This window comes from Streptomyces sp. NPDC002734, from assembly GCF_040295685.1.
Lineage (GTDB): Bacteria > Actinomycetota > Actinomycetes > Streptomycetales > Streptomycetaceae > Streptomyces.
Genome location: NZ_JBEOVU010000014.1, coordinates 57404 through 81007, shown reverse-complemented (window position 1 = coordinate 81007; position 23604 = coordinate 57404). Strand labels below are relative to the sequence as shown.

Sequence of the window (23604 nt, the reverse complement as noted above, 5' to 3'; positions counted from 1 at the left end):
GTCCCTGCGGCGTCCGTCGGCGGTCCCTGCGACGCCCGGGGCGGTGGGCAGCCCGTGCCGGAGCGGCCCCGCTCCCGGGGAGGGGGCGGGGCCGCGTGCGGGCGGGGATCACTTCTTCAGGAAACCCATGTCTTCGTGGACGGGGGTGCCGAACCCGAACGCCCCGGCGTTGGCGACGGTGCGACCGACGGCCACCAGCTGCGGCCGCTGGTACAGCGGGACCGACCCGGCCGCCGTCCAGATCCGCTCGTCGGCCCGCCGCATCAGCTCGCGCCCCTCCTCCTCGTCCAGCTCGGCGACGGCCCGGTCGAAGAGCTGGTCCACCTCGTCCGTGCCGACCCGGGTGTAGTTCTGCTCGACGACCAGCGACCCGTCGGCCGCCGGGACCGGCTTGGCGAAGATCGGCCGGGCGTCGGTGGCCGGGTAGGCCGAGACCGGCCAGGAGTACAGCGCCAGGTCGTACTGGCCGTTCGCGACGTGGTCCTTGAAGTAGCCGTCGTCCGGCACCCGGGTGATCTCGGTGCGGATGCCGACCCGCCGCAGCATCTGCTGGACGCGGTCGCCGACCGCCCGCAGCGACTCCGAGCCCGGGCCCGACGGCAGCACGAACCGCAGCGAGAGAGGGCGGCCGTCCTTGGCGAGCTGCGCCGTCTCCGCGCCGGCGGGCGCCGCGGTGCCCCGGGGGGCGTAGGCGCCGGGCATGCCGCCGCCCTGCTGCTCGTGCGCGTCCCGGGCGGGCTTGTTGTCCTCCCCGACCACGTAGGTCGCGTCGCCGTCGTCCTCCTCGGCGACCGAGGGGGACGGTGAGGCCGCCGCCGAGGAAGGCTCGGACGACGACGACGAGGACGACGCCGGGGCGGAGGCCGCGGCGGAGGGGGCGCCGGTGGAGTCGCCGGTACCCGCCGGGCGGGAGGCGCCGGGGGACGGCGAGGTCACGGGCTTCCCGCCGGGCCCGTTGCCCGCCGCACCCGCCACGCCGGCGGCCGGCTCCTTGACCGGGCCGCCCGCCTTCCAGCCGGCCTCGGCCAGCAGCGACAGCGCCTTCTCGGTGTCGTGGCCGCCGAGGGCCCCGCTGCCGTCGGCGTAGTACGGCTGCCCGGCGAGCGCGACGTGGCTGCCGACCGGATCGGTGGGCAGCCCCAGCGGTCCCAGCACGGTCTTCGCCAGTTCCTCGCGGTCCAGCGCCCTGGCCACCGCGCGGCGCACCCGCTCGTCGGCGAGCGGGCCCTGGGAGCCGTTGAGGGCGAGCTGGGTGTAGGCGGGCTCCAGGGACTTGCGCACCGTGTACCGCGCCAGTCCCTGCTGCTCGGCGGCGAATTTCTTCTCCGCCTGGGCCCGCTTCGCGCGCGCCGTCCGCTCGGCCGCGGCGGCCTTGGCGTCGGAGCCGTGCAGGGCGGCCCAGGACAGGGTGGCCGCGGCGGCCCGCACCGTGCCGGCGGCGCCCGCCCCGGGCGCGCCGGTCAGCAGCAGGGGCGCGGCCGCCTTCGCGGCGCCGGGGCCCATCAGCGGCCGGCCGGACCCGCCGGGCGCGGGGCTGCCCTTGGGGCCGGGGGCCGCGGAGGTGATCCGGCGGGCCTGGGCGGCGTCCACCTCGGCGACGTCCAGCCTGCCCGCGACCAGCTCGGCCGTCCGCTTCTCGCGCGGCACCGCGCGCAGCTCGATCCGGTCCAGCTTGGCGGCGTCGCCCCACCACCGCCTGTTCCGCTCCAGGGTGACGTCGCCTCCCTTTCGGTCGACCTCCTTCACGGCGAAGGGACCGGCGGTCACCCGCAGCTCGTTGCGGGCCCCGTTGTTGAAGGCCTCGGCGGTGCCCATGACGTCCTTGGGGTACAGCGGGGTGAACAGCGAGCGCCAGTCGGCGTAGCGGCGGGCGAAGGTGACCTCGACCTCCTGGTCGGTCTTGCCGCGCCGGACCCGTTCGATCCGGTCGTAGCCCGCGTTGTGGGCGGTCCAGAAGGCGCTGTTGCGTCCGGAGAGCGCCTGCCACTGGGCGGCGAAGTCGGCCGCGCCGAGCTTCCTGCCGTCGCTCCAGACCGCCGCCCGGTCGAGCTTGTAGAGCACCACCTGCTTGGGCTCGGTCCGCACCACCTCCGCCGACTCCAGGAACTCGGCGGCGCGCTGCGGGCGGCCCCGGGCGTCCAGCCGGAACATGGCGGGGAGCACCGCTTGGGCGACGCGGGTGGTGGTGGCGTCGGCGTCGGACTGGAAGGTGTTCAGGGTCTGCGGGACGGAGTCGACGGCCCAGCGGAGGGTGCCGCCGTCCTTGATCCGGTCACGGGTGGCGGGCGCGATGTCCGGGCCGGCCAGCGGCTCGCTCGACCGCTCCCCGGAGCCGCAGCCGGACAGTGTGGTCACCGCGAGCAGGCCCGCGGTGAGAAAGACGACCGAGCGCATGACGGCGCGCGGTCCGACACGGTGGTGGTACGTCACTGCTGCCTCCGGGGCGAGCCGCTCCTCGTACGTCCGGGCAACGCGGCCTGCGGTCGATTTTCCCGATTTACCGATGAGATTTATGGCTCACTAGAGGCGACATCACGCACTCATGTCCCCCGACACGGCGACAGTTCGCCGCGGATCCCACCCGTTGGGAGCAACATGCGGCCGAACGGGGAGGGTCCGAGGCCGTTGCGGGCGGGGGGTGCGGTGATGCGGACCGGACCGCTGTCGATCACTCCGCGACCTGCACATGGCCTGATTCAGACGCATACCGGTCGCGAGCGGACGCACCCGGCCATACGCTCCCCTCTGTGATGCCCACCCCGTCACCATCGCCCCGCACCCGGCCCCACCGGCGCACCCCTCTGCCGGCCAGGGCCGCCGCCCTCCTTCTCCTCCTGACCACCCCGGCGTGGAGCCCGCCCGCCGCCGCGGCGACCGCCGCGGTGGCCGCGGCGGCGGCCGACGGGCGGGTCGAGGATCCCGCCGCCGACCGCGCCCGCGGATCCGCCGGAGCTCCGGCCGGGTCGGCACGAGGTTCCGTCGCCGACCGGACGCACCGCCCCGCCGCGGACCGGGGCGCCGGTGCCACCGCGCGAGCGGCCGGGAGCCCCGCCGCGGCGCGGGCCGCCGCGTCGGTGGCCGACGTGGCCCTGCCCGTCGCGGTCGGGGGCGCGGTCGGCGTACTGGCCGGGTACGGCTACGTCCGCCGCACCCGGCGCTCCCGGACCCGGACCGTGCGCACCGGGGCGGACTCCCCCGCCGCGCCGGTCGCCGGGGCGCCGCCCGAGCCCGCCGTGCAGGGCGGCGGCGCGCTGACCCGGCTGCGGGCCCGGACCGGTCGCGGCGACGTGCCGGTCCCGGAGCTCGAGGCGCGGGCCGGGGCGGCGCTGGTCGCGGCCGACGACTGCGTGCACACCAGCCGTGAGGAGCTGGGGTTCGCCGAGGCGAGATTCGGGGCGGCCGCCGTCCAGGGCTTCGCCCGCGCGGTCCGCGGCGCCGAGACCGAGGTCGCCGCGGTGTTCGCCCTGCTCCACGACGCGGGCGAGCCGCCCGCCGAGGGCACGCCGCCCGGCCCCGGGCGGATCGCCGTGCTCCACGACGTGCTGGAGCGGTGCCGTGCGGTGGGGCGGCGGCTGGACGAGGAGTCCGAGGAGTTCGACCGGCTGCGCGCCCTGGAGGACGGGACCGGCATCCCCGAGGCGCTGACCGTGGCGGAGCAGCGGTTCCGCGCGCTGACCGGACGGGTCGGCGCGAGCGAGACCAACCTGGCGGCGATCGGGGCACGGTACGCGCCGTCCGCGGTGATGACGGTGTCGGGCCAGATGGAGCTGGCCAAGGAGCGGCTGGTCTTCGCGACCAGCCGGCTCAACCGGTCACGGCAGACCGGCGACCTGGGCGACCCGGTCGCCGCCGCGATGCACCTGCGTGCCGCGGAGGGGGCGATCTCGCAGGTCGGCGCGCTGGTGAACGGTGTGGACCGGCTGGCGGCGGAGCTGGCCGAGGCCGACGAGGCGATTCCGCAGACCTTCGAGGCGGCGTTCGCCCGGGTGGGCAAGGAAGCGCTGGCGGCGCTGCGCGCGGAGGTCGACCAGGGGGCGTGCGACCCGCTGGACGTGCTGCGGCGCGTGGTGCGGACGGCGACCACGGCGGTGCCGCTGCCGGAGGCGGTGCCGCCCGGGGAGGACGACGCGCTGTTCCCGGCGGCGGTGCTGGTGGCGCGCTGCTCCGCTGCGGCCGCCGAGGACTACGTGGGGGCGCACCGCGGTGCGGTGGGGGTGCGGGCCCGGGTGCGGCTGGCCGAGGCGCACCGGCTGCTGGGCCGCGCGGTGCAGGAGCGGGCGCCGGAGGACGCGCGGGACGCGGACGGGCTGGCGCGGCAGGCGCGGAGGCTGGCGGAGGAGGACGTGCGGGCGTACCGGGACGCGTACGGACCGCAGGGCGGGGGCGTCGGCGGTGCGGTGCTCGGGGGTGTGCTGCTGGGCGGCGGCGCGGACGGGGGGCCGCCCGGCTCCTTCGGCGGCCCCGTCACCCGTGGCCGCCGGGGCTCCGCCACCGCCCCCCGGGAGGCCGACCCGGGCGGCATCACCCCCTGAACGCGCGGGGGCGACGTGCCCGGGCGGCCGGCGGGGGCCCGGCGGTCAGAAGAGGTCGAGGAAGGCCGCGGTGGGGTCGGGGACGGGGGCGCCGGCCTTGGGCAGGGCGAGCTCGAACCAGACGGTCTTGCCCCGGTGGGTGCGGCGTGACCCCCAGGCCGCAGACAGCAGCTGCACCAGCTGGAGCCCCCGGCCGCCCTCGTCCGTGTCCCGCGCCCGCCGCCGCCGCGGCTGCACCAGTCCCGCGTCCCACACCTCGCACACCATCGTCCGGTCCAGCAGCAGCCGCAGCCGTATGTCGCCCTCGCCGTACCGCAGCGCGTTGGTGACCAGCTCGCTGACCAGCAGCTCGGCCGTGTCGTCCAGCGCGTCCAGGCCCCACGAGGCCAGCTGCTCGCGCGTGTGGTCGCGCGCCCGGCCGACACTGCGCGCCTCGGCGGGGAAGGTCCAGTCCCCCACCGCCTCGCGCGGCAGTCCGCGGATCCGGGCCAGCAGCAGCGCGATGTCGTCCTCGCCGTGGTGGGTGTCCAGCGCGCCCAGGACCTGGTCGCAGACCTCCTCCAGCGGACGTGTCGGGTCGGTGATCGCGGCGACGAACGCGTCGAGCCCGTCGTCCAGCGGCTGGTGGCGGGACTCGACCAGGCCGTCGGTGTAGAGGGCCAGCAGCGCCCCGTCGGGGAGTTCGACCTCGACCTCCTCGAACGGTTCGCCCCCGACGCCCAGCGGCATCCCGGGCGGCACCTCCAGCATGCGCCCGGGGTTGCCGCCCGGTTCCACGACCACCGGCGGCAGGTGCCCGGCGTTGGCGAAGACGCAGCGCCGGGTGACCGAGTCGTAGACGGCGTAGACGCAGGTCGCGAGGTACACCTCGGCCGGGTCGGCGCCGTCCGGCCGGCGCGCCGTGCGGCCGCTCTTCTGCGCGGGCAGCCCCGGCGAGCCGAGGCCGCGGGCGATCTCGTCGAGCGCGCCCAGCACCTCGGCGGGGCTGAGGTCGAGCAGGGCCAGGGTGCGGACGGCGGTGCGCAGCTCGCCCATGGCGACGGCGGCCCGCAGACCGCGGCCCATCACGTCGCCCACCACCAGGGCGGTGCGGTGACCGGGCAGCTCGATCACGTCGAACCAGTCGCCGCCCACCTCGGCGGTGGAGCTGCCGGGGAGGTAGCGGCAGGCGATGTCCAGGCCCGCCGCCTCCGGGTCGCCGGGCGGCAGCAGGGAGCGCTGCATGATCAGGGCCCGCTGGTGCTCGCGCCGGTACAGGCGCGCGTTGTCGATGCAGACGGCGGCCCGCGAGGCCAGCTGGGCGGCCAGCGCCCGGTCCCGCTCGCCGAAGGGCTCGCTGCCGGTGACCCGGGCGAACTTCACCAGGCCGACCACGGTGTCGTGGGCGACCATCGGCACGGCCAGCGTGGAGAGGGTCCTGCGGTGGCCCCCGGTGGGCGGCACCAGCCGCGGCTCGGCGGTGCGCAGCGCGTCCGCGCAGGGCGAGTTGAACGGGTAGTGGTGCACCGTGCCGACCTCGTGGGGCGCGTCGTCGGCGGGGAAGGCCAGGTCGGCGACGGCGCTGGAGAAGCCGACGCGGCGCAGCGCGGCGCTGCCGTCGGCGAGGCCGGGGGCGGCCTCGTCGCCCACGAGGAGCGCCTCGTAGAGGTCGACGGTGGCCAGGTCGCAGAAGTGCGGGACGACGACGTCCAGCAGCTCGCGCGCGGTGGTCTGCAGGTCGAGGCTGTTGCCGATGCGGGCGCCTGCCTCGTTGAGCAGTTGCAGGTTGCGGCGGGCCGCGGCGGCCTCGCGGGCGGCCTCCTTGCGGGCGGTGACGTCGATGCCGAGCCAGGCCACGCCGATCGGGCGGCCGCTGCCGGCGTGCACGCGGTAGAGGTTGATCGACCAGTCGCGGGGCTCCGCGCCGTCGCCGACGCTGCCGGTGACGTGCATGTCGGTGACCGAGTGACCGGTCTCCAGGACCTGGCGCAGCGCGGTGGCGACGCGTTCGGCCTCCGGGGGCGCCAGGTAGTCGTGGACGCCGTGGCCGAGGTGGTCCTCGGGGCGGCCTCCGAAGACCGAGGCGAAGCGCTGGTTGGCGCGCTGGATCCGCAGGTCGGTGTCGATCAGCAGGAAGCCGAACGGGGACTGTCCGAATATCGCCTGGGAGGCGGCCAGGTCGGCCTCGAGTCCCTGGAGCGTGCGGACGTCGATCACGAGACAGAGCGCGGCGCGTTCCCCCTCGGCGTTGCGGGTCGGCATCACGTGGATCTCGGCCAGGGCCTCGGTCCGGCCTGCGGCTGCGTGGCCCGGGCGGTCCGCCGTGCCGTCGCCGCCCTCGGCGGGCCGGAGGTAGGGGACGACGCCGGTCCATTCACGGCCGTCGAGTATCTCGGCCATCTTGCGGCGGACGCCGCCGCGCAGCTCGGGCCGTACGAAGGTCTCCACCGGATCGCGTCCGACGGCGAGCCGGGCCGGCACGCCGAGCAGGCTCTCGGCGCGGGCGCTCCACTGGTCGACCAGCCCGTCCGGGCCGAGTGAGAACGTGGCGATGCCCAGCGCGTCGCTCAGAGATCCGGGCGGCCCGCTCTGCCACACCCCGTCGACCTCCGGGGCCTCTTCTCCCGGGCCCCTCGGTGGTATCCCGCCCACGCGAACCGTCCCCTCCAGCACACCCACCCGGGCCGGTCACCTCGGGCGGCTGCCCGCAGTATCCAGCACCGCGCCGCCGTGCGACACCGTCCTTCACTCCCCCGGTCTCCTAACCACCCATATCCCGCCCGAACCGCCAGCACGTCGAGTGGCCTGAGAGATCTCGAGCCGCGACCGGCGCGGGACCCTCACCCGGGCACCGCCAGCTCGAACCACACCGTCTTCCCCCGGGGTCCTGGATGCACACCCCACGCCCTGGCGAAGGAGGTGAGCAGCAGCAGTCCGCGTCCGCTCTCGTCCTCGGGCCGCACCTCCTCCCGCGGCCGTGGCGGAAGGGGATCCTCGTCGCGGACCTCGATCCGCACGGTCCCCTGGCCGCCCCCGCCGGGACCCGGGCCGAGGATCGCCAGGTCGACAGGTCCGCCCCGTCCGTGCCGGACGGAATTGGTGATCAGTTCGGTGACGAGCAGGGCCGCGGTGTCCCGCACGCCCTCCAGGCCCCACTCCTCCAGCCGCTCCACGACCGCCGACCGGGCGGCGGGCACCGCGCGGGGTGACGACGGAAAGGTCCAGTCGGCGCGGTGCGTCTCCCGTGCGTCGAGCACCTCGACCACCTCTCCCCGCAGGAGCCCGACCGCCCGCCGGACGATCGATGACATAAAGGCCCATACCCGGACAGGAGGGTGATTACCGTGAGATCCACGGGGATGTTCGGGAATGCTCAGCAGGTGGGGGGACGGTGCTCCAGCGCCTCACGCACGGCCGGCACGTCCTGGTCCAGCCAGTCGACGTCCCAGATCTCCCCGGGGGACAGCCAGCGCAGCGCGTCGTGGTCCTGCAGCGGTTCGGGGGCCGGGGATCCCGGTTCCAGGAGGGCCGTCCAGACCCGCAGGACGTAGGGCTCGCGCAGCGGCCACTCGCCGGGCACCCGCCCGACGGTCCGCGCCTCGACACCCAGCTCCTCGCGCAGCTCGCGCACCAGCGCCTGCTCGGGCGTCTCGCCCTTCTCCACCTTGCCGCCGGGCAGCTCCCAACGGCCCGCCAGCTCGGGCGGCGCACTGCGGCGCGCGGCCAGCAGCCTGCCCTCGTCGAAGAGGGCCGCTCCGACCACGGTGACATCGACCGTCATGCGTCGGAGCATAAGGGGCGCGGCTCAGGCGGCGCCGGACGGGCCGGGGAAGCCGGCCGGACCCGCGGTCCCGCCGATCCGCTCGACCCAGTACAGCTGCTTGTGCCCGCGCGAGTCGAGGTTGTCGGCGATCTTCTGGGCCTCGGCGCGCGTGGCGTACTGGCCCACCCGGTAGCGGTTGCCGTTGTCGTCCTGGCGGATGACCTGCCAGGGAAGGGTGATCGTGCCGTCGCTCATCGCGCCTCTCCGATTGCCGGCCTCGCCGATGAAACCGCTGTACGCATATGCCCGAGCGTACGCCCAACCTTCACGCAGCGAACACGACTTCGGCCAAAGAGGCAGGCAACCGGCCATAACGAGGGGGCGCACGCCCCCCTCCGGCGTACGCCTGACCTTCACGCTCCCGTGCCGCGGAACAGCCCACAGGCCATCAGGTCGTCCGAAATCCGACGCCCGCGACAGGCCGCCCACCGCGGCCGGTAAGGGAGTTACCGCACCGGAAGGTGGTAGGAGACCCGGTACCGGTCGGCCGGAACCACCACGTCCGCGGTCTCGACCGGCCGCCCGGAGGCGAAGAACGTCCTGCGGATCACCAGCACCACGTGGCCGGGCACGCCGCCCAGTTCCAGCAGTTCCTCGGCCAGCCCGGGGCGGGCCGACACCTCCTCGGTGACGTTGTCGACCACCACGTCGATCCCGGCCATCCGCTCGACCACGCCCATCCCGCCGAGCGGCCCCTCCTCCGGCAGCATCACGGGGGTCCGCCCGGTGACCTCGAGGGGCTCGAAGGAGGTGGAGAGCATCATCGGCTCCCCGTTCTCGCGGAACACGTAGCGGGTGCGCATCACGCGGTCCCCGGGCTCGATACGCAGCCGCTCGGCGATCTCCGGCTCGGCCTCGGCCTGCTCGCTGCGGGACTCCCAGGTGCCGCGGGACTTCTCGTCGGCCTGCTCCTGACGGAACGGGTTGGCGCCGCCCGCCGGGCGGTAACCGGAGCGGGCGACCGGGCGCGGTACCGGGCGCTCACGCACGTAGGTGCCGGAGCCGGAACGGCCCTCGACCAGCCCTTCGGCCATCAGCACCTTGCGGGCCTCCAGGGCGACCGTGTCGGAGACCCCGTACTCCTCGCGGATCCGGGCCTGCGAGGGGAGCCGGGTGTGCGGCGCGAGCGAGCCGTCGACGATCTTCTTCCGGAGATCACCCGCGACGCGCAGATACGCCGGCTGCTCACCGAATGTCACTGGCCGCTCCGCTTCGCTCGGGCTGTACAGGCAGCCACAGCGTGGCAACCGTGGGTATCTGCACGCAAGCAAGGGCCAGCGTTTCACTCGATGTGATGAACCACGGTTGACCAGGCTCTGGACGGGCAATTCCTGCCCAGCGCGGGCCCCGTTCAGTCCGCCCCCCACGGCGTGACCCGGCGCGCTCCGGCACCCCCGGCGCGCCCGCGTGCCGGGGGCGGACGCCCGTGCGCCGGGGCCGCTCACCTCACGGAGCGAAACCGGCCACATGACGTCGCCCCCGCCGCGGGGGGACCCGGCGGGGGCGGACGGGGGGTGCGGTTCTAGAGGGCGCCGCCCGGGGCGACGGGGTTCGAGCCGGAGTCCGGGCGGTCGGTGCTCAGGTCCAGCGCCTCCCGCAGGTCCTCGGCGCCGCCGGTGCCGTCGGTGAGCGCGAAGAGGGCCTCGCCCCACCCGGTGCGGAACTCGTCGCCGTCCTTCGTGTCGGGCAGCTTCTCCCACAGGGCGCCGGCCTCGTCGAGTTCGTCGGCGAGCCGCGCGGCGAGCGGGGCAGCCTCGGGCTCCCAGTCGTAGGACCGCAACGCCTCGGAGACGGTCGAGAGTTCGCCGGCGACCTCGCCCGCCCACTCCTGGTGGGCCGCCAGGTCCTCGTCCACGCCGGCGAACGGGGCGCCCGCCAGTGCGCCGTCGAGGCCCGCGACCGGCTTCAGGTAGGCGAGCTGATCGGCATCGAGGACGGTCACGTCCTTGCGCAGCGACCCGGTCAGCTCGCCCGCCTCCGAGGCGAGGAAGCAGATGACGGTGCGGTCGCCGAAGGACCAGTTGACCTTCGTCGGGTAGTAGTACGAGTAGGTGGCTTCCTGGGCGAGCTCCCAGGCGTCCATGGGGAACCGGTAGAGGTGCTCGACGCAGCGCCGGTCGGCCTGGTCGATGACGCCGGTCTCGCCGGGGTAGGAGCCGCCGGGAAGGTCGAGGCGCGCATAGACCTCAGCCTGGTGGGGCACGTCGCAGGGCACCTCGACGATCTCCTCGACGACGTAGGTCTCCTCGCCGGTGACGGCGTCCGGCGCGCCCGGCTCGTCGAAACAGTCGGAAGGCTGGAGGGACGCGGTGGCGTTGGCGTCGCGGGCGCCCTCCTTGAACCCCTCCTTGAACTCGTCCCAGGGGCCGGCCGTGAAGAAGAGGACGGTCAGGAGCGCACCGACCGTGGAGAGCGCGATGCCGGCGACCGCCAGCCCCTTGCCGCGCTGTCCGTTCTTCTTGATCTGGAGGAGGGCGATCACGCCGAGGATCGCGCCGACCAGCGGCACGCAGCACAGGAGGCCGAGCACCAGGGCGGTGACGGCCAGTCCGTTGAAGGACGGCTTCTCCGGGGCGAACTGGCCGAACGGCGCGGGCGGCATGCCGTACGGGTACGGCCCCGCGCCCTGCGGGCCGGGCGGAACGGGGGGTCCGAATCCGCTGCCGGGCGGCGGGGGGTAGGCGCCGGGGGCCGCCGGCACGCTCCCGGGCTCCGGCGGCGCCCACACGTCCCGCGCCGCGGGAGTTCCCGCCGGCGCGGGCGGCACGGGCGGCGCGGGCGGCACGGCATCCGCGGGCGCGGCGGGCACGGACGGCTCGGGCCGCCCGGTCAGGGAGGGCGCGGCTGGCGGGGCGTCCGCCGGTATCGCGTCCGTCGGCGCGACGTCGGACGGCGCGGGCCGGTCGGACGGGTCGGACGAGGGCTTGGTGAAGGACACCGGGGGCGTCGGGCGAGGGGCGTCCGAACCGTCGGGGTCGGGACTGCCGGGCTGCGGCGGGGTGGGCGGTTCGGTGGCCACTGGGCGGTGCTCCTCGTGCGGGGGTGCGGTGTCGCGTCGGCGTGGGTGCCGGGGTCCGCGGGGGTGAGGAGCGCATGCTAATCGAACGGTCTTTCCCCACCGACCGGGAGACCACCAGCTCCTGACACCCCGAAGGCCCCGCCCCCGTCACGACGGGCGTGACGGGGGCGGGGCGGTGGGACGCGACAGGAGGGGTCGGCCTCAGAAGGTCAGGCCCCAGCTGTTGATGTAGCCGGTGTCGCCCGCGGCGTTGTCGCTGACGCGCAGCTTCCACGTGCCGTTGGCCACCTCGGAGGAGGCGTTCACCGTGTAGGTGGTGTTGATGTTGTCCGTGGAGGTGCCGGTGCCGTACGCCTTCAGCGTGTAGGCCGAGCCGTCGGGGGCGATCAGCTGGACCTGGAGGTCACCGATGTAGGTGTGGACGATGTTGACCGGCACCTGCAGGGTGGCCGGCGCGTTGCCGGTGACACCGCTGACGGTGATCGAGGACTCGACGGTCTTGTTGTCGCCGATCGTGTAGTCCGTGGCGTTGCTGAACGACTTGCCGGCCGGCGGCGTGGTGCCGCCCGCGCCCACGTACAGCAGGCGGTTGGGCGAACCGGTGCCCGGGCTCGTGACCTTGCCGGAGACCGAGCCCGCCACCAGGGCCGAGGCGACGGTCGCCGGCGAGGCCGAGGTGTTGTCGGCCAGGTACAGCGCCGCGGCGCCCGCGACGTGCGGGGTGGCCATCGAGGTGCCGGAGATGGTGTTGGTCGCCGAGTCGCCGGTGTTCCAGGTCGACGTGATGGACGAGCCGGGGGCGAAGATGTCCAGGGCCGAGCCGTAGTTGGAGTAGCTGGCGCGCGCGTCGGTGTTGGTGGTGGCGCCGACGGTGATGGCCTCGGTCACGCGGGCCGGCGAACCGGTCGCGGTGACGGACTCGTTGCCCGCGGCGACCGCGAAGGTCACGCCGGAGGCGATGGCGTTGCGCACCGCGGTGTCCAGGGTGGTGGACGCGCCGCCGCCCAGGGACATGTTGGCGACGGCCGGCTTGACCGCGTTGGCGGCGACCCAGTCGACGCCGTCGATCACGCCCGCCGTGGTGCCCGAGCCGCTGTTGTCCAGCACGCGGACGCCGACGATGTTCGCCTTCTTGGCCACGCCGTAGGTGGAGCCCGCGATGGTGCCGGCGACGTGGGTGCCGTGGCCGTTGCCGTCCTGGGCGACGCTGTCGCCGTCGACCGCGTCGTAACCGTTGCGGGCACGGCCGCCGAAGTCGGTGTGCGAGATGCGCACGCCGGTGTCGATGACGTACGCCGTGACGCCGGCGCCGGCCGTGTCGTCGTAGGTGTACGAGCTGTTCAGCGGCAGCGCCGTCTGGTCGATGCGGTCCAGGCCCCAGGTGGGGTTGGTCTGCGTCGTCTGGGTGGTGAAGGTGCGGTTCTGCTCGACCAGCGCGACGGCCGGGTCGGCGGCCAGCTTGGCGGCCTCGGCCTCGGTGGCCTCGATCGTGTAGCCGTTGACCGCCTTGCGGAAGGTCTTCTCGACCTGGGCGCCGTGCTTCTTGGCGACGTCCTTGCCCTTGGCCGAGCCGGCCTTGGTGTCCGCCTTCAGCGTGACGATGTAGCTGCCCTTGACCGCGTTGTCCGCGTTCGCGTAGGCGATCGTGCCGGTGGCTCCGGCCGCCTGGGCGGGAAGCGCGGTGACCAGGCTGCCGGTGAGGGCGGCCGCGACCAGGGCGCCGGCGCCGGCGAGCATTCTGCTACGGGAGCTCCGCATGACTGCCATCCGAGGGTTCCTCCTGCTTGGGGGAGCGGTGTCGGGAGGACCGGTCGGGTCCGCCCCGGGGGCACGCATGGCCGACAGGTACATGCCAATCACGGTCGGATCGACCTCGGTGATTTCTCTGTCGCCAAGCCGAAAGATTGAAGGGTCTACGCGGATTGCACAAGGGCCCCGCGGGCGCCGCCCGCCCACTTTCGCACGGCTGTAACAACGGTTTCACATAGCGGAACGACACAACACCACCAAACGGCACACACACGCTCGGTAAACGAGACGAGGGTCACACCCCTCTCCGCGGGGAACGCACCGTCTCGCGTCCGGCATGTCCCGCCATGGGCCTGACCTGGAACGGACCCCTCCCCCGGCGTCCCGGCAGGCCGCTCCCGGGACACCGGCGCCCGCACCCCGGCCCGGCAGCCGCCCGGCACACAGAGTCACCCTCGCACCGCTCGTCCGCCCGCCCCGGAACACCCAACTCCCCTTTCCGCCATTCCCATTCGCCCCCGCGCCCTTGACCCACATGGTCCAGACCAATAGCTTCCGCGCATGCGTCTGCCTCGAAGACTCTTCTCCGCAGCGGGAGTTGTCGCTCCCGCGCTCGCACTGGTCGTCGGGCTCGCCCCGGCCTCGTCCGCCGCTCCCGGCGACGCGCCCTCCACCACCGCCTCGTCCCGCTCGCACCACACCCCGCGACAGGTGGGTTACTTCACCCAGTGGGGCGTCTACGGCCGTGACTACCAGGTCCAGGACGTCGATCTCAGCGGTACGGCCGAGCGGCTGACCCACCTCAACTACGCGTTCGGCAACGTGAGTCCGCAGGGCGAGTGCCTGATGGGCAACATCCCCGGCGAGGCCGACGCCTGGGCGGACTACGTGCGGCCGCTGGCCGCCGCGGACTCGGTGGACGGCGTGGCCGACACCTGGGACCAGCCGCTGGCGGGCAACTTCCTTCAGCTGAAGAAGCTCAAGGAGAAGCACCCGGGCCTCAAGGTGATGATCTCGCTGGGCGGCTGGTCCTGGTCGACCCACTTCTCCGACGCGGCCCGCACCGAGGCCTCCCGCAAGCGCTTCGTCTCCTCCTGCGTCGACCTGTACCTGAAGGGCGACCTGCCCGCGGACAGCGGCCGCGGCGGCCCGGGCTCGGCGGCCGGCGTCTTCGACGGCATCGACCTCGACTGGGAGTGGCCCGGCTCCTCCGGCGACACCGACACCGTCTTCCGTCCGGAGGACCGCAGGAACTTCACCAAGCTGGTCGCGGAGTTCCGCCGGCAGCTCGACGCGCTCGGCCGGCGGCAGGACAAGCACTACGAGCTGTCCGCGTTCGTGCCCACCGCCGAGGCCAAGATCGACGCCGGCTTCGACGTCCCGAGGATCATGCGGGACCTGGACTTCGTGACCCTGCAGGGCTACGACTTCCACGTCAGCGGAGAGCCGGTCACCGCCCAGCAGTCCGCACTGTTCGCGGCCGGCGACTACAGCGTCCACGGCACGGTGGAGGCCTGGCGCGAGCGCGGCGCCCCGCTGCGCAAGCTCGTGGTGGGCGTCCCCTTCTACGGCCAGGGCTGGACCGGCGTGAGCGGCGGCGGCGACGGCCTCGGGCAGCCGGCCGCGGGCCCGGCGCCCGCGCTGTGGGCGAACGGGTACGCCGACTACGAGGAGCTCAAGGCGCTGGCCGGCTCGGGCGGCTTCACCGTCCACCGGGACCGGGCGGGCGGCCACGCCTGGATCTTCGACGGCACCACGCTGTGGACCTACGACGATCCGCAGGTGCTGGCCCGCAAGGCCGCGTACGTGAAGGCCCGCGGACTCGGCGGGGCGATGATCTGGTCGCTCGACGGGGACACCCCGGACGGAGAGCTGATCAAGGCCTTGGACAGGGGCCTGAACGGCTGACCCCCACGGCGCACCGCCGAGGGCCGCCCGCGTCCGCACCCGCCTGCCGGGGCGGGCGCGGGCGGCTGTGTCTCCCCGCTCGCGCCGGTCGGCCGGGCGGAACGTCTCCCCCCGCTCACGGTCCGGTCACGGGCGCGGCACACCGTGTCCGCTCCGATACCGAAGCGCAACCGGCCGTGCCGCACGTTCCGCCGCTCCCCCGCGTCACAGTGGCGCAAGGGCACTCCGCAGGCGTCCGAGGACGCCGACATCCCAGGGGGGAACGGGAGATGAGCATCCCGCACGCGACAGGAACAGCAACAGGAACCGTCACCGCGACGGCCGGACCGCGCCGGCTGCGCGCCCTGCTCGCGGGGGCGGCGGCCGCGGGGCTGCTGCTCACCGGCTGCTCGGCGAGCGACGGGAGCGGTACGGCACAGGACAGGTCCGCAGCCCAGGAGGGCGCGCCCGCCCCCTCGGCCGCGCCCTCGCGGGGCGAGGACGACCGGGGCGGCGACCATCTGTCCACGTTCGCGCTGGACGTGGACACCGCGTCCTACGGCTACGCCCGCCGTGCGCTGGCCGACGGGCGGCTGCCCGAGCCGTCGACGGTGCGGGCGGAGGAGTTCGTCAACAGCTTCCGGCAGGACTACCGCAGGCCGAAGGGCGACGGCTTCTCGGTGAGCCTGGACGGGGCGCGGGCCGGGGAGGCGGGCTGGGCGCTGATGCGGGTAGGGCTGGCCACCCGGCCCGAACCGGGCGCCGGTGACGGTGACCGGAAGCCGGCCGCGCTCACCTTCGTCGTGGACGTCTCCGGCTCGATGGCCGACGAGGGCCGGCTCGACCTGGTCCAGGAGGGTCTGCGCACGATGGCCGGCCGGCTGCGTGACGAGGACTCCGTCGCGCTGGTCGCCTTCAGCGACGAGGCCGAGACCGTCCTGCCGATGACCCGTGTCGGCGGTCACCGCGGCGAGGTCCGCGACGCCGTCGACCGGCTGGAGGCGCTGTCCTCCACCAACCTGGCCGTGGGTGTGCGCGCCGGGTACACCGCGGCGCTGGACGGGCTGCGCGACGGCGCCACCAACCGGGTGGTGCTGATGTCGGACGCCCTGGCCAACGCGGGGGAGACGGACGCCGACGCGATTCTCCGGGAGGTGGCGCACGCCCGCGCCGACCACGGGATCACCCTCTTCGGCGTGGGCGTGGGCAGCGAGTACGGGGACGACCTGATGGAGCGGCTCACCAACCGGGGCGACGGCCACACCGTCTACGTCTCCTCCACCGAGGAGGCGGAGCGGGTCTTCTCCGAGGACCTGCCCCGCAACGTGGACCTGGTGGCGCGGGACGCCAAGGCACAGGTGGCCTTCGACCCCCGGACGGTGGCCGAGCACCGGCTGATCGGTTACGAGAACCGGCGGGTGGCCGACGAGGACTTCCGCGACGACCGGGTCGACGGGGGCGAGGTCGGCCCCGGGCACACGGTCACCGCGCTGTACGCGGTGCGGCTGAAGGAGGGCGGGTCGGGGCGCCTGGCCACCGCGACGGTGCGGTGGCTGGACCCGGAGACGAAGGAGGCCCGGGAGACCTCGCGGTCGCTGGGGACCCAAGCGCTGCGCGCCTCGGTGCGTGAGGCGTCGGCGCGGTTCCAGGTCACGGCGGTGGCCGCGCACTTCGCGGCGGCGCTGCGGGAGAGCGGGTTCGGCCCCGCGACGCCGAAGCTGTCGAGCCTCGCGGACCACGCGGACGCGCTGGCGGAGCGCACGGAGGACCCGCAGGTGCGGGAACTCGCCGAGGCACTCCACCAGGCGGTCGCCCTCCGCGGCGGGGAGTGACGCCCCGCGGCCCGGTCACTCCCCCGGGCCGCGGGACCACTCGTACGGCGTCGTCGTGGTGACCCGGAGGAAGCCGTAGCGTTCGAGGATGGGGCGGCTGTACTCGGTGGAGTCGCTGTGCACCAGCCGCTTGCCGCGGGTGATCGCGGACCGGGCCCGCGCGGCCGTGAGGGCCCGGTAGACGCCCCGGCCGCGCCACTCCTTGCGGGTGCAGCCGCCCCAGATCCCGGCGAACTCGGTGCCGTCCACCGGCTCGAGCCGTCCGGCGCTCACCACCCGGCCGTCCTCCGTCTCGGCGACCCACAGTTCCAGGTCCTCGCCCGCGGCCAGCCGCCGCAGCTGCTCGTCGGCGTCGCGGGCGCCGCCGTCGTCGGCGTGGCCGAACACCTCGGCCTGCATGCGGCACATGGCGCGGACGTCCGCCTCCCGGGTGATCTGCCGCAGCGTCACGCCCGGCGGCAGGGGGACCTCGACGGCGAGCGCGTGGGCGTCGCCGACCATCACCGACTCGGGGTCCTCGGGGACGAACCCGTGCTCCAGCAGCGTCTCGTGGAGGCCGGGCGCGTGGTCGTGGCCGCGGGTCTTCCACTCCGCGCGGACCACCGAGGGGTCCGCCCGGAAGTGGTCCACCGCCCCGGCGACCAGCCGGCGCACCTCGGCGGCGTCGGGGCGGCCGAGGTCCTGGTAGGTGACGAAGCCGCGGCCGCCCTCGTAGCGGGCGAGGTGGAGCGGGCCCAGCCGGGTCACGGCGAGGGCGCTGGAGGTCTCCGCGTCGGTGCGCAGCTGGGTGTCGTAGGCCCGCAGGAGGGCGGTGGCATGGTCCATGGGGGCGAACTCTGCGGCCCCGCCCTCCCGGGGGCAACCGAATATCAGGGCCGCATCGACCGGTTGGGCCACCACACCCGTGCCCCGAGGTCCCGCGCGAGCGACGGCACCAGCAGCGAGCGCACCACCAGCGTGTCCAGCAGCACGCCGAACGCGACGATGAAGGCGATGAACGCCATGAAGGCCAGCGGGATGACGGTGAGCGCCGCGAAGGTGGCGGCCAGCACCACGCCCGCCGAGGTGATCACCCCGCCGGTGGCGGCGAGCCCGGTGCGGATGCCCTCCCGGGTGCCGTGCCGCAGGGTCTCCTCGCGGACCCGGGTCATCAGGAAGATGTTGTAGTCGACGCCCAGCGCCACCAGGAACACGAACCCGTACAGCGGCACCGAGGCGTCGGTGCCGGTGAAGCCGAAGCCGAAGCGGAAGAGCAGCGCGGTCACGCCGAGGGTGGCCAGGTAGTTGAGGCCCACCGTGAGCACCAGCAGGACGGGCAGGAGCAGGCCCCGCAGCAGCACCACGAGGATCACCAGGATGATCGCCAGCACCACCGGCACGATCAGCGCGCGGTCCCGCGCGGCGGTGGCCTGGGTGTCGTACTGCTGGGCGGTGTACCCGCCGACCAGCGCGTCGGCGCCCGGCACCGCGTGCACGGCGTCGCGCAGGCGGGGAACGGTCGACTTGGCGGCGTCGCTGTCCGCGGCCGCCTCCAGCGTGGCGTCGATCCGCACCTCACCGTCGACCACCAGCGGCTTCCCGCGCCCGGGGCCCTCCGCGGAGACCGGCACGGCGCGGCTGACGCCCTCGGTCGCGGCGGCCGCCCGGGTGACCTCCTCGACCCGGTCGGCCCGCGCGACGATCACCGCGGGGTTGCCGGAACCGGCCGGGAAGTGCCGCCCCAGCGCCTGCTGCCCGGTCACGGAGGGGGCGTCGTTGACGAAGATCTCGTCGAGCGGGGTCCCCTTGGCGTTGAGCAGGGGGGAGAAGGCGGCGCAGGCGGCGAGGCCGATCAGTGCGGTGATCCAGATCCGGCGCGGCCGGCGGTCCACCAGGTCGGCGACGCGGTGCCACAGGCCGTGTTCGCGGCGGTCCTTCGCCTTGGCCGAGGCGGGACGGGTGGGCCAGTAGGCGGCGTTGCCCAGCAGCACCAGGACGGCGGGCAGGAAGGTGAGTGCGGCGGCCATCGCGCAGACCACGCCGATCGCGCCGACCGGGCCGAGCGCGCGGTTGTTGGACAGGTCGCTGACCATCAGGGCCAGCAGGCCGAGGGCGACCGTGAGACCGCTCGCGGTGACCGCGCCGGCGGTCTGTCGCAGGGCGGTGCGCATCGCGGCGTACTTCTCGTGGCCCAGGGTGAGTTCCTCGCGGAACCGGGCGGTGAGCAGCAGGGCGTAGTCGGTGGCCGCGCCGATCACCAGGATGAAGAGGATGCCCTGCACCTGACCGTCGACGGAGAGCACGTCCCGCCGGGCCAGCGCGTAGACGACGGCGCTGGCGAGGGAGAGCGCGAACACCGACGTGATGATGACGACCAGCGGCAGCAGGACGCTCCGGTAGACGACCAGCAGGATGAGCAGCACCACGCACAGCGCCACCAGGAGCAGGATGCCGTCGATCCCCGCGAAGGCCTCGGAGAGGTCGGCGCGGGTGGCGGCCGGGCCGGTGACGTAGGCGTTCATGCCGTCGACCCGGGCCGCGTCGGAGCGGATGGAGTCGACGGCGGCCTGGGACTCGTCCTCGTCGGCGGACTCCAGGGGCAGCACGGCGGACAAAGCCCGTCCGTCCTCGGAGGGGATCAGCTGCCCGGCGCCGGGGGTGTCGGTCTTCACGCCGGGTGTCCTGGCGGCCTCGGCGAGCGCCTCTCCGGCGGCCTGGCGCTGGGCCGCGGTGACGCGTCCTTCCTCGGCCACCCAGACGAGGATGGCGGGCACCGTCTCGTCGCGCTCGAACTTCCGCTGGAGCTCGGCGACCTTGGTCGACTCCGCGCTCTCGGGCAGGAACGCGGCCTGGTCGTTGGTGGCGACGCCGCTGAGCTTCCCGGCGTACGGACCGAGGACGCCTCCGGCCAGCAGCCAGACGGCCACCACGAGCAGGACGGGAACGAGCCTTTGCCACCGGCGGGATGCTTGCATGGGCTGTCTCCTCCGCTGCACCGTCAGGTCTTGCCGCCTGTGCGGAGCCTACGGTTCCGAGTGCCCGGTGCCCCGGCTGGCGCGCCCCATCCCCCGCGAGCGGGTCGCGCCTTCCACTCCCGCCGGTGCGGAGGTCCGCCGTCAGGGCCGCCGGTGTGGTGGGCTGGCCGTCAGGGCCCGGGGGCCAGTTCGGCCGGGTCCGTGCCCTCCGAGACCACCAGGACGGCGCTCTCCCGGTCCGGGCCCACCGCGAGCGCCTCGGCCGGGTCGATGCCCTCGATCCGGTACGCGCCGGTCGCCTGCCCTGGGGTCTCCCTCGGCTCCTCCCCGACGCGACCGGTGTCGTCGCAGCGCGGGACGACGGCGAAGCCGAGCCTCTCCCCGACGGTGAAGTCCTCCAGGGTCACACCGTCGTGGTACGTCCGCCCGTCGTACTCGGCCCGCAGGGGGCAGTCGGCCGCCAGGCCCTCCGCCGCCTCCTCCTGCGCGCCGCACGCGACCACCACGACCGCCATGACCGCCGCCGTCACCGCCGCGGCCCGGGCCGTGCGCGTTCTCCGCCTCATGAGCTTCCGCCTCTCCGGAGGCCGCCCGGCCCCACGGAACCTCGACGCGGCGGACCGCCTCCTCGTTCACCGCCCCGAACGACCCCGTGAACACGCGTTCGGTGAAACGCCGTCACCTGGGTAGACGGCCGTCGACGGCGGCCGGACGGCTGCCCGTCGGGCGACGGCGAGGGGGAGGACGGCATGACCACCACACCCGGTGAGCGGATACCGGCGACGGGCCGCCGTCGCCGCTTCGACCTGCACTCGACGGCGATGCAGTTCGGCCTGCTCGCGGTGCTGGTGCTGATGCTGGGGCTGGTGGCCCGGGTCGCCGCGGGGGCGATCGGCCGCCGACCCGGGTGGATCGCCGTGCTGGCGCTGCTGGCGGTCTTCGTCCTCCTGGCCGTGCGGCGACGGCGGCGGCGCCGCCGCTCGGTCGCCCAGCTGGCCCGCACCACCGCCGACGCGCTCGACCTCGCCACCGAGACGGCGATGGACGAGCTGGAGACCGAGCCGGCGCCCGCCACCGACCCGGCCGCCTCCGACCTGCCCGCCTCCGCTCCCGAGCCGACGGTCGCGCTGCCTCCGCTGCCCGACTACGACGCCATGGACGCCGACGAGTTCGAGCAGGCGGTGGCCGCGTTGTGCGAGCGGGACGGCTGCACCGGCGTCGAGGTGGTGGGCGGCGCGGGCGACCTGGGGGCGGACGTCCTCGCCGTCGCGCCGGACGGCCGCCGGGTGGTGGTGCAGTGCAAGCGCTACAGCACCACCAACAAGGTCGGCTCCCAGGACCTCCAGCGCTTCGGCGGCACCTGCTTCACCGTCCACGACGCGCACGTCGCCGCCCTCGTCACCACCAGCGACTTCACCGCCCCCGCACTGGAGTACGCCGAGCAGTGCGGCATCCTCTGCCTGGACCGTGAGGCGCTGCTCGCCTGGACGCTGGGCGCCGCACTCCCGCCCTGGGGCGCACCCGCCCCCGCCTGACCGGCGGGCCGGGGCGGAGCACGGCGCGATCGCCTAGCCGACCGGCTTCAGCACCTCGCGGGCCACCGTCCGGCGCGGCTCGGCCAGTTCGGCGGCGATCCGTTCCGCGCGGGCCGCGTCGACGTCGATCCGGGGGGATTCGGCGGGGCCCAGCGCCAGGCACCGCCGGCGCAGGTGGGTGGGCGGGTGGGTGGAGTCGACGGTGTGGCCCTGGCGGGTGCGGGCCCGGCGCAGCCGCTCGATCTCGTGGTCCGGGACGGAGGCGATCTCCTCGGCAAGCCGCTCCCACAGGCCCTCGGCCCGTCGTGCGGTGTCCGCGGCGCGCGAGGTCCTCATCAGACCGCGGTTGCGCTCGCGGCCCAGCGTGGTCATGACCGACTCGCCGAGCAGGAGCCGGTCCATCAGGCCGATCGCCGCCTTGGTGCCGCCGGCCCGCGCGCACGCCCGGTCGGCGAGGTACTCGCCCCGCTGGGCGGCGCGCAGGGTGAGCTGGTCGAGCAGCAGGAGAACGCCCTGGAGCAGCAGCCACGGCAGGAAGGTGCTCGCGTTGATCGCCATCGCCTGCCAGCTGACCGCGTTCGGCGTGGGGGCCGTGAAGTACGACCAGGTGTCCAGCGACTGCTCCGCCGTCCACACCAGCCGCCCGTGACGGGTGTCGCCGTTGGCGAAGTGGCCGAGCTCGTGGCCGAGGAGGGCGATCCGCTCCCGGGGCGTCAGGACCTCCCACAGGGGCAGACCGATGGTCAGCAAGCGGCGGCCGCGCACCCCGTAGGCCCACACCGAGGCGTTGAACTCCTCGTCGACGGCGATCAGGTCGACACCGCGGGTGCCGACGGTCCGGGCCACCTCGTCGACCAGGGCGAAGAGTTCGGGCGCGTCCTCACGCACCAGCAGCGGGACGTCGTCCGGGGGTGCGCCGAACCTGGGTCGCAGCGCCACCGCGACCAGGAGCGCGGCCGCGCCCAGGACGACCAGTCCGGTGCCCCGGCCCGCCACCAGGCACCACAGGCCGGCCACCACGAGGGTCACGGTCACCGCGTGCACCAGCACCGAGATCGCCTGGGCGAGCAGCGCGGGCACGTCACGGTGCGCCCTCAGCGGTTTCCCGTCGGCCACCTCGCGCAGCAGCCGCTCGCCGTGGCGGCGGGCCAGTTCGCGCCGCCGCCTCTCCAGCAGCCGCGGCCGCTCCTCGCGTTCGGCGGCCCGGACCGGGTCGACGTTCCACTCGCAGGCGGCACACCACACGGTGTACCGGGCGTCGGCCTCGATCCGCTCCCCGCACTCGGGACAGGGCTGGTCGATCCGCTCGGCGGCTGGGGCACTCATGGGACGGATGTCCTCCTCCGACGGCTCCTGGCGAGCCGTACTCCAGTTCGGGGGGCGCGACATCATCACACGAGCCGGACGGAGACGTCCCCTCGAACGCCGCACGCCGGAGCGGGATTTCAGGTCCGGGCCCGCTGGGTCACCGCGATGCAGCCGAGGACCACCAGGGCGGTCAGCGGGGCGAGGGGCGAGAGGCGCTCCCCCATGAGCAGGACCGCCCAGCCGATCGTCAGCAGCGGCTGGGCGAGCTGGAGCTGGCTGGCGCGCGGCACCCCGACGACGGCCATCCCCCGGTACCAGACCACGAAGCCGCCGAACTGCGAGACGGCGGCGATGTACGCCATCCCGGCCAGGGCCCGGCCGCTCGGGTGCACCGGTTCGACCGGAAGGGCGAGCGCGGTGACCAGCGCCGAGACGGGCAGCGCGGCGACCACGCCCCAGCCGATGACCTGCCAGCCGGGCATGTGCGCGGCCAGGCGTCCGCCCTGCGCGTACCCGGCGGCGCAGACCAGCAGGGCGGCGAAGAGGTAGAGGTCCCCCAGGGTCGGCAGCCCGCCGCTGTGGTGGAGCGTGAAGGCCAGTACGGCGAGCGCCCCGGTCCCGGCCGCCGCCCAGAACGCGCGGGAGGGACGCCTGCCGGTCAGGGCGGAGGAGAACACCGCGGTGGCCAGCGGCAGCAGGCCGACGACCACGGCGGAGTGGGCGGTGGTGGACACCCGCAGCGCCAGCGTGGTCAGCAGGGGGAAGCCGACGACGCAGCCGCCGGCCACGGTGAGCAGGGCGGGCCAGTGCTCGCGGGCGGGCACCGGCACCCGGGCCAGGCGCAGGCAGAGGGCGGCGAGCAGACCGGCGAGCAGGCCGCGGACGCCGGTGGCGGTCCAGGGACCGAAGCCGTCCAGCGCCCACACGGTGGCCGGGAAGCTCAGCGAGAAGGAGACCACGCCGAGGGCGGCGGGGAGAGTACCGCT

Annotated in this window: 17 protein-coding genes; 4 read left to right on the top strand and 13 right to left on the bottom strand. The window is 74.7% G+C overall.

Features of this window, described 5'->3' with window-relative positions; genetic code table 11:
• Positions 1-108: 108 nt before the first annotated feature.
• Positions 109-2394 (bottom strand): ABC transporter family substrate-binding protein, encoded by a 2286-nt coding sequence (locus ABT026_RS14945; protein WP_351114872.1) that lies wholly within the window; start codon positions 2392-2394, stop codon positions 109-111.
• A 356-nt stretch (positions 2395-2750) separates the two neighbouring features.
• Here ABT026_RS14945 and ABT026_RS14940 point away from each other — a divergent pair, with 356 nt between their 5' ends.
• Positions 2751-4532, top strand: a complete 1782-nt coding sequence (locus tag ABT026_RS14940; protein WP_351114765.1) for a hypothetical protein — start codon at positions 2751-2753, stop codon at positions 4530-4532.
• A gap of 45 nt (positions 4533-4577) precedes the next feature.
• Here ABT026_RS14940 and ABT026_RS14935 read toward each other — a convergent pair whose 3' ends face one another.
• The 7 genes from ABT026_RS14935 to ABT026_RS14905 all read right to left on the bottom strand — a co-directional run bounded on the left by ABT026_RS14935 (position 4578) and on the right by ABT026_RS14905 (position 13120).
• Positions 4578-7163, bottom strand: coding sequence for a SpoIIE family protein phosphatase (locus ABT026_RS14935; RefSeq protein ID WP_351114763.1), 2586 nt, complete (start codon positions 7161-7163; stop codon positions 4578-4580).
• A gap of 188 nt (positions 7164-7351) precedes the next feature.
• Complete coding sequence (locus ABT026_RS14930) at positions 7352-7822, bottom strand: ATP-binding protein (RefSeq protein ID WP_351114762.1); 471 nt, start codon at positions 7820-7822, stop codon at positions 7352-7354.
• Positions 7823-7884: 62 nt separating this feature from the next.
• Positions 7885-8292, bottom strand: a complete 408-nt coding sequence (locus tag ABT026_RS14925; protein WP_351114761.1) for a (deoxy)nucleoside triphosphate pyrophosphohydrolase — start codon at positions 8290-8292, stop codon at positions 7885-7887.
• A gap of 24 nt (positions 8293-8316) precedes the next feature.
• Entirely contained in the window at positions 8317-8529 is a 213-nt protein-coding gene (locus ABT026_RS14920; protein WP_351114760.1) for an SPOR domain-containing protein, read from the bottom strand.
• A gap of 251 nt (positions 8530-8780) precedes the next feature.
• Positions 8781-9533: a GntR family transcriptional regulator gene (locus tag ABT026_RS14915; RefSeq protein ID WP_351114758.1), complete on the bottom strand. Its 753-nt coding sequence runs from the start codon at positions 9531-9533 to the stop codon at positions 8781-8783.
• A 323-nt stretch (positions 9534-9856) separates the two neighbouring features.
• Positions 9857-11353, bottom strand: a complete 1497-nt coding sequence (locus ABT026_RS14910) for a DUF4190 domain-containing protein (RefSeq protein ID WP_351114756.1) — start codon at positions 11351-11353, stop codon at positions 9857-9859.
• 201 nt (positions 11354-11554) lie between these two features.
• The gene (locus tag ABT026_RS14905; protein ID WP_351114755.1) at positions 11555-13120 is read right to left on the bottom strand and encodes a S8 family peptidase; all 1566 of its coding nucleotides are present in this window, start codon (positions 13118-13120) and stop codon (positions 11555-11557) included.
• Between the two features lie 543 nt (positions 13121-13663).
• On the opposite strand from ABT026_RS14905, the gene ABT026_RS14900 reads away from it, so the two are divergent.
• Entirely contained in the window at positions 13664-15010 is a 1347-nt protein-coding gene (locus ABT026_RS14900) for a glycoside hydrolase family 18 protein (RefSeq protein WP_351114754.1), read from the top strand.
• Between the two features lie 269 nt (positions 15011-15279).
• Positions 15280-16821 carry a vWA domain-containing protein gene (locus tag ABT026_RS14895; protein WP_351114753.1) on the top strand — a complete coding sequence of 514 codons (1542 nt, stop codon included), beginning with the start codon at positions 15280-15282 and terminating at the stop codon, positions 16819-16821.
• Positions 16822-16836: 15 nt separating this feature from the next.
• Here ABT026_RS14895 and ABT026_RS14890 read toward each other — a convergent pair whose 3' ends face one another.
• The 3 genes from ABT026_RS14890 to ABT026_RS14880 all read right to left on the bottom strand — a co-directional run bounded on the left by ABT026_RS14890 (position 16837) and on the right by ABT026_RS14880 (position 20341).
• Positions 16837-17646, bottom strand: coding sequence for a GNAT family N-acetyltransferase (locus tag ABT026_RS14890; RefSeq protein WP_351114752.1), 810 nt, complete (start codon positions 17644-17646; stop codon positions 16837-16839).
• 44 nt (positions 17647-17690) lie between these two features.
• A complete protein-coding gene (locus ABT026_RS14885; protein WP_351114750.1) occupies positions 17691-19775 on the bottom strand; it encodes an MMPL family transporter in 2085 nt (694 codons plus the stop codon).
• 170 nt (positions 19776-19945) lie between these two features.
• Positions 19946-20341: a DUF6281 family protein gene (locus tag ABT026_RS14880; protein ID WP_351114749.1), complete on the bottom strand. Its 396-nt coding sequence runs from the start codon at positions 20339-20341 to the stop codon at positions 19946-19948.
• Positions 20342-20524: 183 nt separating this feature from the next.
• Between ABT026_RS14880 and ABT026_RS14875 the strand changes: the two genes are divergently transcribed.
• Entirely contained in the window at positions 20525-21310 is a 786-nt protein-coding gene (locus ABT026_RS14875; protein WP_351114747.1) for a restriction endonuclease, read from the top strand.
• 33 nt (positions 21311-21343) lie between these two features.
• On the opposite strand, the gene ABT026_RS14870 is transcribed toward ABT026_RS14875, so the two are convergent.
• The gene (locus ABT026_RS14870; protein ID WP_351114745.1) at positions 21344-22636 is read right to left on the bottom strand and encodes a M48 family metallopeptidase; all 1293 of its coding nucleotides are present in this window, start codon (positions 22634-22636) and stop codon (positions 21344-21346) included.
• A gap of 119 nt (positions 22637-22755) precedes the next feature.
• Positions 22756-23577, bottom strand: a complete 822-nt coding sequence (locus ABT026_RS14865) for a DMT family transporter (RefSeq protein WP_502967985.1) — start codon at positions 23575-23577, stop codon at positions 22756-22758.
• Between the last annotated feature and the right edge of the window lie 27 nt (positions 23578-23604).

What these genes read in the sequence shown, in the direction of transcription:
- ABT026_RS14945 (WP_351114872.1), bottom strand. Translation starts at nt 2,394, where the DNA reads ATGCGCTCGGTCGTCTTTCTCACCGCGGGCCTGCTCGCGGTGACCACA.
- ABT026_RS14940 (WP_351114765.1), top strand. Translation starts at nt 2,751, where the DNA reads ATGCCCACCCCGTCACCATCGCCCCGCACCCGGCCCCACCGGCGCACC.
- ABT026_RS14930 (WP_351114762.1), bottom strand. Translation starts at nt 7,822, where the DNA reads ATGTCATCGATCGTCCGGCGGGCGGTCGGGCTCCTGCGGGGAGAGGTG.
- ABT026_RS14925 (WP_351114761.1), bottom strand. Translation starts at nt 8,292, where the DNA reads ATGACGGTCGATGTCACCGTGGTCGGAGCGGCCCTCTTCGACGAGGGC.
- ABT026_RS14920 (WP_351114760.1), bottom strand. Translation starts at nt 8,529, where the DNA reads ATGAGCGACGGCACGATCACCCTTCCCTGGCAGGTCATCCGCCAGGAC.
- ABT026_RS14905 (WP_351114755.1), bottom strand. Translation starts at nt 13,120, where the DNA reads ATGGCAGTCATGCGGAGCTCCCGTAGCAGAATGCTCGCCGGCGCCGGC.
- ABT026_RS14900 (WP_351114754.1), top strand. Translation starts at nt 13,664, where the DNA reads ATGCGTCTGCCTCGAAGACTCTTCTCCGCAGCGGGAGTTGTCGCTCCC.
- ABT026_RS14895 (WP_351114753.1), top strand. Translation starts at nt 15,280, where the DNA reads ATGAGCATCCCGCACGCGACAGGAACAGCAACAGGAACCGTCACCGCG.
- ABT026_RS14890 (WP_351114752.1), bottom strand. Translation starts at nt 17,646, where the DNA reads ATGGACCATGCCACCGCCCTCCTGCGGGCCTACGACACCCAGCTGCGC.
- ABT026_RS14885 (WP_351114750.1), bottom strand. Translation starts at nt 19,775, where the DNA reads ATGCAAGCATCCCGCCGGTGGCAAAGGCTCGTTCCCGTCCTGCTCGTG.
- ABT026_RS14880 (WP_351114749.1), bottom strand. Translation starts at nt 20,341, where the DNA reads ATGAGGCGGAGAACGCGCACGGCCCGGGCCGCGGCGGTGACGGCGGCG.
- ABT026_RS14875 (WP_351114747.1), top strand. Translation starts at nt 20,525, where the DNA reads ATGACCACCACACCCGGTGAGCGGATACCGGCGACGGGCCGCCGTCGC.
- ABT026_RS14870 (WP_351114745.1), bottom strand. Translation starts at nt 22,636, where the DNA reads ATGAGTGCCCCAGCCGCCGAGCGGATCGACCAGCCCTGTCCCGAGTGC.